Source organism: Peptoniphilaceae bacterium AMB_02, from assembly GCA_036321625.1.
GTDB lineage: Bacteria > Bacillota > Clostridia > Tissierellales > Peptoniphilaceae > Microaceticoccus > Microaceticoccus formicicus.
In genome coordinates, this window is sequence record CP143259.1 from 2,098,435 (window position 1) to 2,114,144 (window position 15,710).

13 protein-coding genes are annotated in these 15,710 nt (G+C 35.4%); 2 read left to right on the forward strand and 11 right to left on the reverse strand.

All coding sequences use genetic code 11. The annotated features are described in order from the left end of the window. Window positions 1-100 precede the first annotated feature (100 nt). The 6 genes from VZL98_09980 to VZL98_10005 all read right to left on the reverse strand — a co-directional run bounded on the left by VZL98_09980 (window position 101) and on the right by VZL98_10005 (window position 8,527). A complete protein-coding gene (locus tag VZL98_09980) occupies window positions 101-5,794 on the reverse strand; it encodes a SpaA isopeptide-forming pilin-related protein (protein WVH63017.1) in 5,694 nt (1,897 codons plus the stop codon). A 350-nt stretch (window positions 5,795-6,144) separates the two neighbouring features. After that, complete coding sequence (locus VZL98_09985) at window positions 6,145-6,939, reverse strand: class B sortase (protein WVH63018.1); 795 nt, start codon at window positions 6,937-6,939, stop codon at window positions 6,145-6,147. After that, window positions 6,926-7,513 carry a TlpA disulfide reductase family protein gene (locus tag VZL98_09990; GenBank protein ID WVH63019.1) on the reverse strand — a complete coding sequence of 196 codons (588 nt, stop codon included), beginning with the start codon at window positions 7,511-7,513 and terminating at the stop codon, window positions 6,926-6,928. Before VZL98_09990 ends, VZL98_09985 begins: the two co-directional genes overlap by 14 nt. A gap of 83 nt (window positions 7,514-7,596) precedes the next feature. Further along, a complete protein-coding gene (locus VZL98_09995; protein WVH63020.1) occupies window positions 7,597-7,803 on the reverse strand; it encodes a group II intron maturase-specific domain-containing protein in 207 nt (68 codons plus the stop codon). 173 nt (window positions 7,804-7,976) lie between these two features. Further along, a complete protein-coding gene (locus VZL98_10000) occupies window positions 7,977-8,297 on the reverse strand; it encodes a reverse transcriptase domain-containing protein (GenBank protein WVH63021.1) in 321 nt (106 codons plus the stop codon). Then, window positions 8,258-8,527 carry a metallopeptidase TldD-related protein gene (locus tag VZL98_10005; protein WVH64561.1) on the reverse strand — a complete coding sequence of 90 codons (270 nt, stop codon included), beginning with the start codon at window positions 8,525-8,527 and terminating at the stop codon, window positions 8,258-8,260. Before VZL98_10005 ends, VZL98_10000 begins: the two co-directional genes overlap by 40 nt. Window positions 8,528-8,826: 299 nt before the next feature. On the opposite strand from VZL98_10005, the gene VZL98_10010 reads away from it, so the two are divergent. Further along, entirely contained in the window at window positions 8,827-9,042 is a 216-nt protein-coding gene (locus tag VZL98_10010; GenBank protein ID WVH63022.1) for a hypothetical protein, read from the forward strand. Window positions 9,043-9,212: 170 nt separating this feature from the next. Then, complete coding sequence (locus VZL98_10015) at window positions 9,213-10,691, forward strand: hypothetical protein (protein ID WVH63023.1); 1,479 nt, start codon at window positions 9,213-9,215, stop codon at window positions 10,689-10,691. Between the two features lie 171 nt (window positions 10,692-10,862). Here VZL98_10015 and nagB read toward each other — a convergent pair whose 3' ends face one another. From nagB to VZL98_10040, 5 genes are all read right to left on the reverse strand, one after another. Further along, on the reverse strand, window positions 10,863-11,597 hold the full coding sequence (gene nagB / locus VZL98_10020) for a glucosamine-6-phosphate deaminase (protein ID WVH63024.1): 735 nt from the start codon (window positions 11,595-11,597) through the stop codon (window positions 10,863-10,865). Window positions 11,598-11,754: 157 nt separating this feature from the next. Further along, window positions 11,755-12,723: a UDP-glucose 4-epimerase GalE gene (galE, locus tag VZL98_10025; protein WVH63025.1), complete on the reverse strand. Its 969-nt coding sequence runs from the start codon at window positions 12,721-12,723 to the stop codon at window positions 11,755-11,757. Then, window positions 12,711-13,898: a galactokinase gene (locus VZL98_10030; protein WVH63026.1), complete on the reverse strand. Its 1,188-nt coding sequence runs from the start codon at window positions 13,896-13,898 to the stop codon at window positions 12,711-12,713. The genes galE and VZL98_10030 overlap by 13 nt, the downstream gene beginning before the upstream one ends. Continuing rightward, the gene (galT, locus tag VZL98_10035; GenBank protein ID WVH63027.1) at window positions 13,885-14,865 is read right to left on the reverse strand and encodes a galactose-1-phosphate uridylyltransferase; all 981 of its coding nucleotides are present in this window, start codon (window positions 14,863-14,865) and stop codon (window positions 13,885-13,887) included. Before galT ends, VZL98_10030 begins: the two co-directional genes overlap by 14 nt. Continuing rightward, window positions 14,866-15,708, reverse strand: coding sequence for a hypothetical protein (locus VZL98_10040; protein WVH63028.1), 843 nt, complete (start codon window positions 15,706-15,708; stop codon window positions 14,866-14,868). Window positions 15,709-15,710 lie beyond the last annotated feature (2 nt).

The following is a 15,710-nucleotide window of genomic DNA, read 5'->3' on the forward strand; positions in this document are numbered from 1 at the left end:
AGGATTTTGTTAATATCAGCAGTTCCTTTAATCGGAACATTAATAGTATAGGTAACTGGATTATTGATTAAATCGTTATGATAATTGTCAACATTCTTATCTACAGTTTCATGGGCTCCTCTAATTTTTTCTCAGGAATTGGTTCTTTGTAGTTATAGAATACATAGCCTTCTTGTCCAGTCTCAGTTCCAGTCGAATCAGTAACCTTCGCTTTATTAAAGCGATTTGGAATTAGATTGATGGCCCCATCCTTTTCGACATTCACCTGAACGGTTCCTGAGTTTACGATATAGTCTTCGGATACTTCGGTTTGTTTCTCTGAGATATAGTAAATTGTTCCATTAGAAAGTTCCCCAAAGTTTATAAAGCCATTTTTATCGGATTCATAATCACCAATGACATTATTATTTTTATCCCATAGAGTAAAGGTCGTTCCTTCAATTGGTTGATTTGTATCTCCGTCTTTCTTAATAATCGCGAACGGCGTGAACCTCAATTGGTTTTCTAAATCCATAGACAAACTTTCGTCTACATCAGTAGTTACAGGGTTATCTTGTTTAGGAACTAAGTCATAGTTAGGAATCGGATCTTCTTTGACATAGTAAATATACTCTTCACCTGATGGAGCATATTGCATCAGTGTTTTGTTAAATTTGTCTACTTTAAATAGGTAAGACCAAGGAAGATTTTGATAGGCTGTTGAATCTACAGTGACTTTTGCACTATTAACTTCTTCTTCTATACCATTTAGGCCAATCTTTCTGAAAAGTCTGACGGTAATTTCTTGAGGACGAGTGTCTTTTGAGTTGTCATCATCTCCCGTCCACGTTTTACTACCTCCACGTTGAACCGGCCTGTTATTAATAAGATTTTCTGTATCTGTAATTATGTTACCGTCTGGAGTTTTAAAGATAACTGCTCCGGGGTCTCCATCCTTAAGACTCGCATCATTACTTACGATAACCTCTACATAATCATATAAAGGTACTGTTCCAGCTGGTCTTAAAGTTTCCTTTAAAACATAGGTCCCGGCAGGCACATTGGCAAAGGAAATTTTCCCTGTTACTGAATTAGAAGAAGCCCTGTAAGGTTGATTAGTGAAAGGATTCAAAGCAGGGTTAATATCAACACTTGTTGTACCATCGTCCGCTTTATTCACTTTATAAAGGGCAAATTCTGCTCCTCCAAGAATTCCCAAGCCAAGTTTTTTGGTAAAGTTTAAATTTCTAAGGATGGTAGGTTTAATTCTAACAGTTGAGTTTTCAGAATGATCTCCATAGCTTAGGGTTGCTGTATTAGGTATGGTTCCATCAGGCTCCATAAAATACTTAATATTGCCATCTGCATCCGTGTATGTGGCTTCCATTAAATTTGTTCCTGGTTTTACAGAGGTCTTCACTTGGATTCTGATAATTGCATCAGCAAAGTCGCTTAGGTCTATATTTGCTGGCACCACCAATTTAATTGCATTTGGATTTGGAGGTGTTCCAACAGGTTTATAGAAGTTATCTGCAATTCCATGATTTGGTGTAAACGGTCCATAATCACCATTTGCGTCTTTTGTCGATACCAAGAATTCGATGGATTTTACATCAAAAATCGAAGGTACATTATCAATGACTGTATATTCAAAAGTGTTGTCTGGTGTTGCAGGCATTTTAATATCAACAGCATACTCCCAAACTTCCCCTATACCAATCGGCAAGGTTTCCCCTGAGTAAGCTAATCTTTCAGTATTAGTTGTTGAACGAATTTGTTTTGAAATTGTAGGGGTTTCAGCCTTTATGTTGGTGGCTTCCACATCAGTTGCCGTAATGGTTCCACCGGTACCTGGAATCGTAAATTCACCAAAGATACCACTTTCTTTAGCGTAACCAATTGGAGCAGAGGTTTCGATTAAGTAGTAGGTTCCAGTATCTAAATTATCAATAATGGTCTTATTTGGCCCTGTTACTGTAACAGACTGTACTAATTCGTCCGGAGTATTCACTGTGTCTGGTTTTAAGGCTCCAGATTCGTAGGTATCTATTGCACCTACAACCTTGTAAAGGTTGAATCCGGCGGTTATCCCCTCTGGTAAGGGAACTCGATTTGTATTGTTTGTATCATCAGCAATAAACTTAGCCAGAGAAACCGAACCCTTACTTACTTGGATTTTCGTTTCGTTAGTAGTTTTTGGTGTTCCATTTACAGCAAAATCTGCCTTATTAGGAATAATACCGTCTGGATATTTCTTAAATACTTCTTCTAAGTCTACACCAACCTTGGCTTTGAATTCAAAAACTAAGGTCTTATCCTTCAGTTGGTCAATATTTTGTGTAATAGAATAGGTTATCTCACCATTTGAAATCCCGCCCACACCTTCAACTTTCGTATTCGGGTCTTCGGCCGTATATACCTTGAAAGTATTAGGGTCTGGTACTAATAGGGTGTCCATTTGGTCGAAGAAGGTAAGCTCTGTAAAGGCTTCTGTAGAGCCAATAGGGACTTGGACCTTATAGGTCACTTCCTCCTCAAGTTTAGAAAGTTTTAAAGCAGGATCTGCTGTTGTACCTTCATGTTTTTTGTATGTGTCGTCAGCTGCCGTTGAAACTTTTACAAGTTTTTCAGGCTGCGGGGTTTCAGGTTTAGTATTTTCCACATCAAAAGGAGAGGTAACTATTGCATCACCTGTGGCATTGTCTTTAATTGTTACTTTATTTTGCTTGTCAACTGTAAGGGTCCAAGTTTTATTTACAGGTAAATATCCGCTCGGAGCTCCTGTTTCCTTTATGGTGTAGGTACGGCCTGGGATTAGATTTTCAAATTTAACCAAACCGTCGCCCCCAGAAAGAGTTGTCGAAACTTCAACTCCAGGCTCACCACCTGTAATGTCTGTTAAGGTAAATTTTGCACCTGAAAGAGGTTTATTTTCTGTATCAGAAATCTTTTCCACTTTATTCAAGCTTACATTTGGCAATGGGATGATAGCCGTTACTTTATTAGATTCTTTGACATACTTATCATTAATCTTATAAGAAGATATGTTGTGAATCTGAAGGGTCTTACTTATATCATCATATTTTTTAGACAAGTCTGCATTGTCCTTTACCTTCACAGGAAACTCAACAAAGAGCTGTTTTTCCGATAAGGTTGAGAATATAGCAGGGTCTTCTATAGTTACAGACAAGGTATGGTTCCCGCTAGCTGAATTGTAATCAATTGATACAGCAGGTAAAGTTAAGTCAGTTCTATCACCTGTATTTGGATCAACATAGTAGACCTTGATGTTATCTCCGTCAGTCTTACCAATAGTTTCATCTAAGGTATCACTGATTACTAAGGTTTCATAGGTTGTGGTATCGAAAGGCATATCGAGACGAATACGGTAATTATAAGCTTCTTGGGCATTATCAAGAATAGCAGAATAATCAGACCAATATTCTCCTGCATTTGTCTTTTGAATTTGTTTAGCAATATTTGGCTCTTGGAAAACTGGTGGAACGGCACGTACTGTATTAGACATAGTTGCCTTGCCATCGATTAAGAGTTCGGAGGTATTCGGAATCCCCTTCATACCGGCCTGGTCGCCTCCAATAGGCTCACGCATCGCTTCTATCAGGGCATCGGACACACCCTCTTTGATTTTAACTTTAACGACTAAGACATAATCTTTGCCTACATAGCCTCCGTATGGGAAGGTCTGTGTTCCAATGGTTCCAGGTTTTTCAGGTAAGGTATAAGTGATAACATTGTCTGTACTTATTGTTACATTAGGAACATTTGTCAAGTCACCAGACTCACTCCCTTCACCCATTTCCGCTATTAATGTTTGAGTATTGTTTGGTGTTGCTCCTGAAATAGCATCGGCTTCAGCAGCAGTATTTCCCGCTATTAAAAACACATCCACAATATCAAGATTTGGATCAATCTTATCTTGAATGACAAGAGTATCTTTAGCATCTTGTAATTTATCAGTAAAAGTATACTTGGTATCAAAGTAGAAATAATCTCTTCTCTTCTTAAGTTCCTTGTAATTAGTCCCGCCTCTATCATAATCCTCTTTATCTTCAGTAATAATCTTATTTAAAGAGATTTCACAGTCGGTTTTTGTGTTAGTTGAAAGATAAGGTAGGTCTTCTCCTTCAATACTTCCAATAGCTACATCTTTTCCTTCAAAGGTCATGGTAAGATTAACGGGATTAAAGGTTTTATTTGTGTCTGTATATCCTTTATATTCAGACTCAGACATATGGTAGGTGATTTTATATGATCCCGGCTTCATATCTTCAAAGTCCAGATACAACTTTTGTGGATCAGTAACAGTTTGAGCACCTGGTTTGACAGTTACCCATCCCCCAGTTGCGGTTGCGTCTTTTCTTTGAAGGGTATAGTTGCTAGCATTAGTATCTACTCCCAGAGTACTTGCAATGGTTACATTGTCTAAAACAGATGCGGCTGCTTTTTTAAAGGCTTTAGTTAATCGAGAAGTAAAGTCCTGAATGTTGCTGGATGTAATAAAAAAGTCATTGTTGCCTCCTGCCATATCTAAAAGCGCAGCATCAATTTTTGGTTTCATATAAGTGTCGTATCCACTTCCATAACCACCATTAGTACCATCGATTCTACCTGAACTTGTTCTGTCTTCCCAGAAAGCCGACACAAAAGTGGCAGCAGATTGCCCTACTCCGCCTGTTGTTCTTATTCCTGATGCAAGTCGTTTTTGCGCATCAAGCATTACTTTATAGGCTTCTGTTCTTAGATAGTTTGGGTAATAGAATGCCCCATCAGGATTTTCTCGTTCGTCTGACCAAACATAAGAAAGATTCGCATCTCCGCCTTTATAAGTTGTGTAGTCAGTAAACCAGTAAGTTGTTCCGCCAGTTGGCACAGCATAATAACCGCTTCCTGATGGTCCTTGTGTGCCAACTGGGGTAGATGAATAAGTATATCCACTCGGTTTGTAGTATCCTGTATATGGCCCATAATAATATCCGTTGTAGATTTCATAATATCTGCCATATTTATAGTCAACATTATCATATCGAACATAATTTGTTCCCGGAATTACATTACCAGTAGCTCCTGGTTTGTATGCACTAGAGATATTCAATAGATTTTGGGATTCTGTCGGAAGGTTATTCCACTTAGCAGTATTTGCAGCACCATCGGTAATCAGTATATAAACTGTTTTTCTTTGTCGGTCATAAGTTGTAGTCCCATTTGTAACCTTATATGTTGCCTTATTATAATTTGCAGTATTGGGTGTGGCTGCCTCATATCTTTTTTTTGCCTCCACCATTCCATCCACTGTTGGTGTAGCACCAGCTACCTTTGTACTTGTATAATTCGTGGTTACCCAATCGGTAATCTCTTTGGCATTTGTAGAAAGACCAGTATCTTGAATCTTATAACCATAATCATAGTTTGAACCCGTGTTATAAGTTGCGGTCCCTGATCCAGAAATAAAGGCTCCTCCCTGACTTCCTTGATATGTCACAATCATAGCTCTGTCTTTGGGAGAACCGTCAATATCAGTCCCAAAGTTGAGAGAGTTCACCATATTTTTGATCTCGGTACCAACGGTCGCAATGGTCCCTTCAAAGGACCCAGAAAAGTCTTGAATAAAGACAACGTCCACATAGGTAGAGGGTTCCGGCCAGTCAAAGGTAATTTCACCAGTGATATTTCTCTTACATAGTTTATCGTAGCCCTCATCAAGTGAGACTTTATGGGTTACATTTTGGAAAGACCCATAGGTTTTTGGTCCTACTTTCACTGAAATAGGATTACCATCTTTATCTGTAGCCACCACTTCTACTTTATCTGTATTCTCAGTAATTCCATCAGCCAGAGGGCGTACAAGATTACGTAAATTATCTAGCAAGCCTCCTGAGTTTTCTGCTGCATGGGCTGTTTCCACAAATGCTGACTTAAGTCCTTCAATTGGAACACCTCCTAGTAGCAATATCATGGCTAGTATAAAAGACAATAGTCTTTTAAAAAGTTTCTTTTCCATTTTACTCTCCTTTTTTAATAATTTTTATGTGAATAGATGTGTTTTTGTTTTTAATTCTTTTTCGCTACATCTTCATTACAAAAAAGAAATTTTTATTTTTTGTGTTTAAGATCTCTCCATTACGGCTTCGCTTTCAGTCGAGATGACTATAAGTCTTCTATCTTTTCTATTGCTTGGATAACTAATCTTCTATTATTATCAAAACAAGTTGATAGGGTTAAAAGTTTTTTGTTTTCTATGTTTTCGTCTGATAGCTGTGTTTCTATCATGTTGTCATCTATATATTTACCTACAAATTCTATAAATTCCTGATTGTTATTAAAGTTTCTTTCCCTATATGGTTCTTCTGGGCTAGCATAAAAAACATTTTTAACTTCATAACTTTTAAAACCTCCTAACGTATACAAGTTTATTTCTTTATGACTTTCGTAAAATTCTTGGTCCATATATTTTAATAGTTCATGGAATATTGTCTTTGCTTGTCTTATGTTATGGCCGTAAATCACTGAGTTTTTGTCTGTAAAATCTTTCTGATTTCTAGAGTCTAAATATACTTCCCCAAATTCATGGTAGTTTCCATTTTTGTCATGGTTTAAGTAAAATTGATTGTCTTCTCCTTGTACTATTTCATAAAGGATATTTGTCTTTGGTATCTCTATTATCCCTATTACTGATGGAGTTTTTTTTCGAATTTTTTCTACTTGATTTATGGCTGCTTGGTTTCTTTTTTTTATCCAATTTTCTCCTTCTGGCTTAGCTAGGTCGATTCCTATTTCTTTAGCTGTTTCTTTTAGGGAGACTTGGATTTCTGTTTGAACTTTTTCTTGTCTAGCAAGATATTCCCTATCGTCTATTTTTCTTTTTATGAAAAATCCTATTAAGACTAGTAAGACTGCTAGTAAGATGATTTCTATTCCTAGCCAAAGTCTACTTTTGCTCATTTATTATTCCTTCTAGCTTTTCTTTATAGGCTTCTACTGCCTTTTCAAAGTCACTTTCAGGTGTTGATCCTACTTCTATAGGATGGATTTCATACCCTTCCTTGTCTAAGTATAGGGTGGTTGGTGTTGAGCTTATTTTGTCTGAGTATTTTTCTAAAAAATCTATAGTCAGTTTATAATTGTTAAAAGTCAGATTTAAGTCTTGTATTTTTCCTAATATGGAATTATTGTCTTCTGCATAGGCTAAGCCTATAAAGTTTATATCTTGAAATTCTTTGTGTACTGCTTCCATAATTTTTAATTCTTCTTCACATGGTGGGCAGGATGGCTGCCATATGGATACTATGTTTATATCTTTCGTCAATAGGTCTGGGCCTAGTAACTTATCTGTTTCTAGGTCTTGGCCTTCTATTTCATATTTTTGTGAGTTTTTTTCTTCACTTGACATGCTTTCTGTTTTCGTTGTTTCTTCTGTAACTTTTTCTGAAGTTTGATTTTCATTTTTAGTACATCCGATTAAAACTATTGATGTAGCTATTAATAATAGTACAGTTGTTGTAATTTTATTTCCCATAATATATCTCCTTTTTTTGATCCTACTTATCCATACTTATTATAGCACAAATTGACTGCTATGTGTACGTCTTGCTAGGTCTTTTACCTAGTTTTTTGCAATCCCCACTGCCTCTTTGTTGGCACTTTCCACTTTTTCCAGATTATCATTCTTAATCTTGTTCTAAGGTGGGCGTCTATATCTCTTAGGGCTGTTTTCATGTTTCCTATGAGAAAGTAGTTTATCCATCCCCTAGTCACTTGATTTATTTTCTTTAGCCTTGTTATGAAATCTATTGATCTCTTTTTCATTGTCAGTTCTTTTAATTTTGATTTAAATTTCTTTACTGAGTCTTGGTATGGCCTGGTTTCCATGTTGAGCTTTTAAAGCCATACCAGAATCCGAATCCTAGATATTTTAATTTACTTGGTTTTGTTATTTGACTTTTCTCTGCATTTACTTTTAAGCATAGTTTTCTTTCTATCTAGTTTGTTACTGAATACATCACTCTATTTGCTGCTGATTTGCTTTTAACCGTTATAATACAGTCATCTGCATATCTTACAAAGTTTAATCCTCTTAATTCTAGTTCTTTGTCTAGTTCATTTAGCATGATGATGCTTAAGAGTGGTGAGAGGTTTCCTCCTTGTGGTGTACCTTCTTTTGATGGTTCGTATTGTCCTTTGTTCATGATTCCTGCTTGGAGGAATTTCCTTATCAATGATTCTGTTTCTGGGTCGTTGATATGTTCATGAACTAGGCTCATTAATTTGTCTTGTGGTACTTTGTCGAAAAACTTGTCCAACGATCTAAAAATATCATCGGTATACAAAATATTTTTATATACCCGACGTAAATTCCATCTTTTACTAGAATACCTTTTTTTATATTTATTACAAAATTTCCAGTATTCCAATCTATATTAGCTCCGCCAAACTCAATAGCTAACACCCCTAATTCAGTACTAGAAATGATATTTTCAAATTTAGCTTCCCCATTGTGCATATAAGTAGGTAACCTAATGAAGTTATACATCTCAGATTGCCTATTATAAAAATAATCAAAATTCATTCCTACCTCCTCTCTTTAAAATAAAAAAAGAGCAGCCTTATTTAAGCTACTCTTGTAGAAAGTATAAAATGGGTTTTATCTTATTATATTTTTCTTTGTGTCTCCTCATATCAGTTGCAAAACTACTCTTACGTCCATGTAGTTTTTTTGAGTCTTTTTGACGTATCCTTCTTCATCTTTATCAAAGACAAAATGCTTATAAAACTGCTTAAAATGCAGGATTTCTATATTTACATCTTTTGTAGTAACGCTATAGTCTCCACATGGCTAGAGAATGGTTAATGGATAACATGAGAATAGTTGCAATCTTTGATTTACCAGCTGGAGTTTTTGCTGAAACTGGAGTTAATACAACATTAATAGTTGCATATAAACCTTCAAAAAGTAGATTATCTGAACTTCAAAATAAAAACTACGAAGTTTTTTTAAAAAATATTGAGAATGTTGGATATGAGGTAAAAACAAAAAAAAAGGGTTAAAGTTTTTGAGCCTGTCTATGATATTGATTACGATAATTTTCAAGTAATAATGGACGAAAATGGAAGTCCATTATTAGATGAAGATTTTACAGAAACAGTTAAAGAATTTAAACAATGGGCTTTAAGTCAAGAAACAGAATCAATAGATCTTTTCGTAAAGGAAAAATAATATGAAATATGTAGATTCTCCCAAAACAGTAAAATATTGTGAAATAATTGAAAATAAGTCAAGCCTTTCATCATCACAATATAAAAAAACACTTCAAAGCACAACTAAAATGATTCCTCTTAAAAATTTTTTAGAAGAGCCCCTTACAAATAAGTTTTTAGGTAGTGAAATAGGATCAGAAAACTATGTAAAAAAATCAACACATTATTTCATGAGAACAAAAGCACTAAAAAATTACTCAAGTATCTTGAATTTTTCTAAAGAATCCTTAATTCCTATGAAGCCTGATTGTTTTTTAGGAAATGGATTAAGAAAAGGAGATTTACTTATCTCAAAAGATAGCAATATTGGAGAAATAGCAATTTCTCAAGGAGATTTTCCTAACATAATGTGTTCAGGAGCCATTTATAAGTTGCCCATCAAGGAAGAATATTCAAAATATATATTTGCACTTATAAAGCATCAAATGTTTAGAGAGCAACTAGATATATTAGTACCTAAAGGTGCAACTATTAGACATGCGAGAACATTATTTCTTGATTGTCTTATACCAGTTCCTTCAAAAAAAGATTTAGAACTAATTAATCTTCTAGTAGATTGTATTTTAAAAATAGAAATTAAAATTGATGAATTATTTAATAAAACTCTTCAGAGTATAAGTGAAGAGTTGAGAAATGAAACGCTTAACCATAAATATTCTATTAATTTTACTAAATACTCTGAAATAAAAAAAGCTGGTAGGTTAGATACTGGTCTTTATAGTCATAAATATGTGTCAGTAATATCAGATATAAAAAATTATAAACATGGTTACGCCACTGTTGAAGAGTTGGGATTTAAATTATCTAGAGGCCAAAATTTGCAAGTATCTAATATAGGTAAAAGTATATATAGTGATGAATATCACGACAATTTCTATACTTTAATTTTACCTAAGTACCTTTCTCAGTATGGTACTGTAAATAATTCATCATATTTAGGAAATATGAATAAATTAAAGACGCTTGAAAAAGGTGATATTATCTTTGGTGCTGAGGGGTTTGAAAAAGGAAGATCATTTGTAGTTATTGATAACATGGAAAACACCATTACTAATATTCACGGAATAACTATAAAGCAAAAAAAACACGACCTAAATAAAGGAATTTTCGTAAAACAAATTTTAGATTACTATAGAAGCAATGGTATTTTTGATACTATATCAGTGGGAGGAAATGGTGGTAGTATGGCTCAAGCATATTGGGACTATATTTTATTTCCTTTATTTCCTGATAATATTATTAAAGAAATTGCATCTAATTATTACAATGATTTTTACAAATTGAAGTTAGATAATCAAACTATTACTGAGCTTATTAACTCTCCTATTAAGTTTGCGGAGTATTTGAAATCTGGAATTATGAACTTAGATATTCTTTCAAAACATTTAAAGAATATGTTGAATAAATATATAAATCAAACATTTTTTAGTTGCTATTAGTTTTAAATTTGCGTTCATACTAATAAATTTAGTGGGTTTGTTCTATTATAAAAAGGTATTAAAAAGGCTATGAGTAATCTAAAACTCATAGCCTTTTATCTTGCCACCTAAAGACTTATCAAATCAGTTTTCTAAAACCCCTAATTCAACGAGCCTTTCTGCCGTTTTTTATTATTTACCGACTAAACCGTAAGCGTCCTCGTCTATTACCAATACCACATTATTGTGTATGTGTAGCATAGATGCAGGGAATTTAGTATCCAATCTGTCCCCTTCGATTAATTCTTTTACCGCTTTTTGCTTTTTAGCTCCGGATGCAAGGATAAGTATTACCTCTGCATTAAGGATATCCTTAATTCCCATAGAGATTGCTCTTTTTGGTACATCTTCTTCATTTTCAAAGAATCTGGAATTAGCCTTAACTGTATCTTCAGTAAGCTCAACTATTGAAGTTCTAAGATTTAACTTAAAAGCAGGCTCATTAAATGCGATATGTCCATTTTCTCCAATGCCCAGTATTTGTATATCTCTTCTACCTACATAGTCTAATTTTTCATTGTAGTCTCTAACTGCTTCGTCCAGCTTATCCTCAGATCCGCTTGGAATATGGATATTTTCTTTTCTGATATTTATTTTGTCAAAAAAGTTTTTTTGCATATAGTAATGATAGCTCTGTGGGTTTTCAGGATCAATTCCCACATACTCGTCAAGGTTTACTGTTTCAGCATTTAAGAAGTTGATGTCATTACTCTCATACATTTTTACCAGCTCTTTATAAAGTCCTTCAGGTGATGAGCCTGTAGCCAGTCCTAATTTAGGTCTATAGTATCTGCCGATAACGTCTTTTACGACCATCGCAGCTTTCTTTGACATCTCCTCATAGTTCTTACATACGATTATTTTCATTTTGTTCCTCCATTGTATATTCTATCTTGATAAATTATAGTCAGATACATTTATAGTATTACTACACTTACATATTATATTTTAAACTAAAATAGCCGGTTATGCAATATTTTTACATCATATACCGGCTACTGGACTCTTGTTTTAGATTTACACTTTAGTTTTTATTGTAATAATTCCACGCATCTCTGATAATTTCATCCAGGGAAGAGTGCTTGGGTTCCCAACCTAAAACCTGTTGAGCTTTTTCACTTGAAGCGATAAGTACTTCAGGATCGCCTGCTCTTCTTTCTGCTTCTACAGATGGTATCGGATGAGATGTTACTGCTCTTGCGGTATCTATTACTTCCTGAACTGAAAATCCGCTACCGTTTCCAAGGTTAAATACATCACTTCCATTACCGTCTAGAAGATACTTAAGTGCCAGATAATGAGCTGATGCAAGGTCCTGGACATGTATATAATCCCTGATAGCCGTTCCGTCAGGTGTATTATAATCGGTTCCAAAAATACTGATATTCTCCCTTACTCCAAGCGGTACTTGAAGTATGAGTGGTATTAAATGAGTTTCGGGATTATGTCTCTCTCCCAGACTCATATCTTTAGAAGCACCTGCTGCATTAAAGTATCTAAGTGCAACATATTTCATTCCATAGGCGGTATCAAACCACTTCATCATTTTTTCCATTGCAAGTTTTGTTTCGCCATATGGATTGGTCGGTTCGGTTTTGTCCGACTCTTTTATCGGTACGCTTTCCGGTTCGCCATAAGTGGCAGCTGTTGACGAAAATACTATATTATCTACTTCAGCAGCCTGCATCGCTTTTAAGAGAGACAAGGTTCCCACTACATTGTTATCATAGTATTCATAGGGTTTCACCATGCTCACTCCTACGAGTGAATAAGCTGCAAAGTGGATTACACCTACGATATCATGTGATTTCATGACATCTATAAGAGCATCTGTATCCCTTATATCGAGTTCATAAAATGCATCTGCTATAACGCTATCTCTGTATCCGGTCTCCAAATTGTCGACTACGATTACTTCTTCACCTAATTCTTTTAAATACTTACATACATGACTTCCTATATAACCGGCTCCTCCGGTAACTAGTATTCCCATCTTTCAACCTCCAATTCACAGGGTCCGGATCCGATGACAGTCTCATAGAAGTCTACTTCAAGTCCGGTTTCTTCTTTATATAGTCTTCCTGCCGTCTTTTTAAATTCATCAAGTTCATCTTTTTTTACAAGAGCAATACCGCAGCCACCAAAACCTGCACCTGTCATCCTTGCTCCAAATGCTCCGGCTTTTCTGGCAGCAGCCGTAATAGCATCAAGATGATCCCCGGTTACTTCATAATCATATTTCAATGAGTAATGGGATTCGTTTAACAGATTTCCCAGTGCTTCCATATTAGAATTTTTAATTGCTTCAATGGCTTTTTGAACTCTTGCATTTTCTGTTACAGCATGTCTTACTCTTCTTCTCTCATTCTCTAAATCCAGAACACTAAGCGCATCCTCAAGATTTTCTTCAGTTAAGTCACAAAGATTTTCGATTTCAAATTTGGGTTTAAGTTTGACAAGTGCTGACTCACACTCGGCCCTTCTCTCATTGTATTTAGAATCCACCAGCCTTCTGCCCTTATTAGTATTTAATATGACCAGCACGGAATCTCCTAAATCTGCATCCACGTATTCATAGTCAAGGGTTCCTGTCTTTAATAAAATGGCACTCCCACTACTACCCATAGCTATTGCAAATTGATCCATAATACCTGAGTTAAGTCCAATGAAGTCATTCTCTGTTTTCATCCCTAAAACTGCAAGGTCTTTCATGGAAATTTCCGAATTATTGTATAGATCATTTATAATCTTACCTATGAGTATTTCCAGTGAAGCAGATGATGACAGTCCGGCGCCGGTTGGTATATTTCCATAGATTATGCCTTCCAAACCGCCTACTTCATAACCCGATTCAGAAATTGCATTTATCATACCAAGTGTGTAGTTTATCCATTTATTATTAGGATTAAATTCGGAACCTATAAGCACTTCCTTGTAATACTGAGCATTGTATGATCTCAATCTGATTACATCACGCACCGCCGGTTTAACCAGCGCATAAGTGCCGATTTCTATAGCACATGGCAGTACATTCCCTCCATTGTAGTCAATATGTTCACCTATTATATTGATTCTACTTGGAGAAAAAAACAGTCTGTAGTCAGCCTTACCAAAGTTTAGGATGGCTCTGTCTTTCATTTTTTTGTATTCTTCTTTAGTGAGTTTCATTAAATCTTTCGACCGCCTCTCTCAGTTCACCGGCTGTTTGTTCTGAAACCCTGGGATTACCGTAAGCTCCAGCAGCCGTCTCGCTTGAAGCATTCCATTTTATGCTATGCTCTCCACGAAGTGGCGGGAAGAATTTAACATGAAAACGGAAAAAGTCTTCTGCATCGGAATACTCTTCACTGTTTACCGGTGCATTGTATATTCCCATCATGTATGGAAAGTCTCTATTGAAAAGAATATCATATGATCCGACTATTGTCTTTAGAATATCTGCAAAGTCTTTTATATGTTCACTTTTAAAGTCTTTGAATGAACTTAATTTGCATTTATTGAAGATATAGATACCATATGGGTACTGAGCAAAAAATGGGATAAAAGCTGTAAAGGTTTCATTCTCATATACCAATCTGTCTTTAAATCTTATCTCCTCAGCCAACATATCATCATATAGATTGGACTTATTATTTTCATAATAGCTCTGAGCATTTTTCAGTTCTATATCTACCATCTTAGGCATAAATGAATAGCCATATATTTGCCCATGAGGATGCGGCATGGTCGTTCCGACCTCGGCACCTCTGTTCTCGAACGGAAACACGTATTTTATCTTGGAATCTTCAGAAATTTCAGTAAATCTGTCAATCCAAAGTTTTACCAGTTTTATTAAATGCTCCTCACTAAGCTCCCATAATTTACCATTATGATCGGGAGAGTATAGTATGACATCGCATTTTCCATAGGATTCCTTAGTATGATAAGGACCTCCGGCTACATCGTCTTGTTGTGGAGGATTTGTCGAAAGCATCGGGAAGTCATTGTCATATTTATACACATCGTATTCATCAGGAACTTTTCCTGATCCAGGGCAAAACGGACAATAATCCTTTGGCATATTAGGCCTTTTATCTCTACTGCCCGCAACCATAGTATAATCGTCAAGTAGTGGATTGTATCTTAACTCCGCCATTTACTTCATCCTCTCTATTATAATTTTAATTTCCCATCTATCGTATTCATTTGCCTCTATGGGCTTTAAACCGTTATTTACTGCCCTATCCAAACTATCGTAAAAACCGTTGCTTGGTTCCAGTGCCACATTATAATCACCTTTAAAACCGCCTTTCGTTAACCAAACACCAAAAAAAGGCTGCTTTTCAAAATCAAAAACCAGCTTGTATCTTAGACCTAAACTCGGATGATAAATCGCCGCTTCCGACCTGTCCAATGCTTCATTATTGTAAAACTTATAGGCTCCATTGTCCGGGTATTCGGCAATTTTTGTAATATTAAATCTGTATTTTAGGTCATTATGAACATTAAGTGCATCATGTCTTGAATAGGGAAGTTCGATTCTGGTATCTTTTTCGATATTTAAAAGTCCATGATGAGCCCATAGATAATGCATTGCCTGATCACTTGTATTATGGACTTCGTACTCTAATTTTATTTCATCACCTTCAAGTGAAATTTTCCTCATAAAAGTAAATCCCAAGCTCTTTGAGCTCGTTTTGGATATGATCACATTATCATCTTTTATATTTTCCCAGTTTGCAGACCAAATATCACCATGATCTGGAAGTTTTATTCCCCTATAGACACAATCATCTATCGTTGGGAAGCATTCATCAATTCCCGAGGTATCATAGATAGAAAAATCTGAACCATACTCGGGTTTCTTGTATTCTTTCAATTCATTTTGGAAGACAAATTCAAAATCCGTCTTTTTATCTTTAATTGAAATAATTTTTGCCCCGAAGTCATCGAGTAACTCCAGGGAAAGATTATTATTTTCTAATTTTATAGTGTTCACTA

What these genes read in the sequence shown, in the direction of transcription:
- VZL98_10010 (WVH63022.1), top strand. Translation starts at nt 8,827, where the DNA reads ATGGCTAGAGAATGGTTAATGGATAACATGAGAATAGTTGCAATCTTT.
- VZL98_09985 (WVH63018.1), bottom strand. Translation starts at nt 6,939, where the DNA reads ATGAGCAAAAGTAGACTTTGGCTAGGAATAGAAATCATCTTACTAGCA.
- nagB (WVH63024.1), bottom strand. Translation starts at nt 11,597, where the DNA reads ATGAAAATAATCGTATGTAAGAACTATGAGGAGATGTCAAAGAAAGCT.
- VZL98_09995 (WVH63020.1), bottom strand. Translation starts at nt 7,803, where the DNA reads ATGAAAAAGAGATCAATAGATTTCATAACAAGGCTAAAGAAAATAAAT.
- VZL98_10015 (WVH63023.1), top strand. Translation starts at nt 9,213, where the DNA reads ATGAAATATGTAGATTCTCCCAAAACAGTAAAATATTGTGAAATAATT.
- galT (WVH63027.1), bottom strand. Translation starts at nt 14,865, where the DNA reads ATGGCGGAGTTAAGATACAATCCACTACTTGACGATTATACTATGGTT.
- VZL98_10005 (WVH64561.1), bottom strand. Translation starts at nt 8,527, where the DNA reads ATGTATAACTTCATTAGGTTACCTACTTATATGCACAATGGGGAAGCT.
- VZL98_10030 (WVH63026.1), bottom strand. Translation starts at nt 13,898, where the DNA reads ATGAAACTCACTAAAGAAGAATACAAAAAAATGAAAGACAGAGCCATC.
- galE (WVH63025.1), bottom strand. Translation starts at nt 12,723, where the DNA reads ATGGGAATACTAGTTACCGGAGGAGCCGGTTATATAGGAAGTCATGTA.
- VZL98_09990 (WVH63019.1), bottom strand. Translation starts at nt 7,513, where the DNA reads ATGGGAAATAAAATTACAACAACTGTACTATTATTAATAGCTACATCA.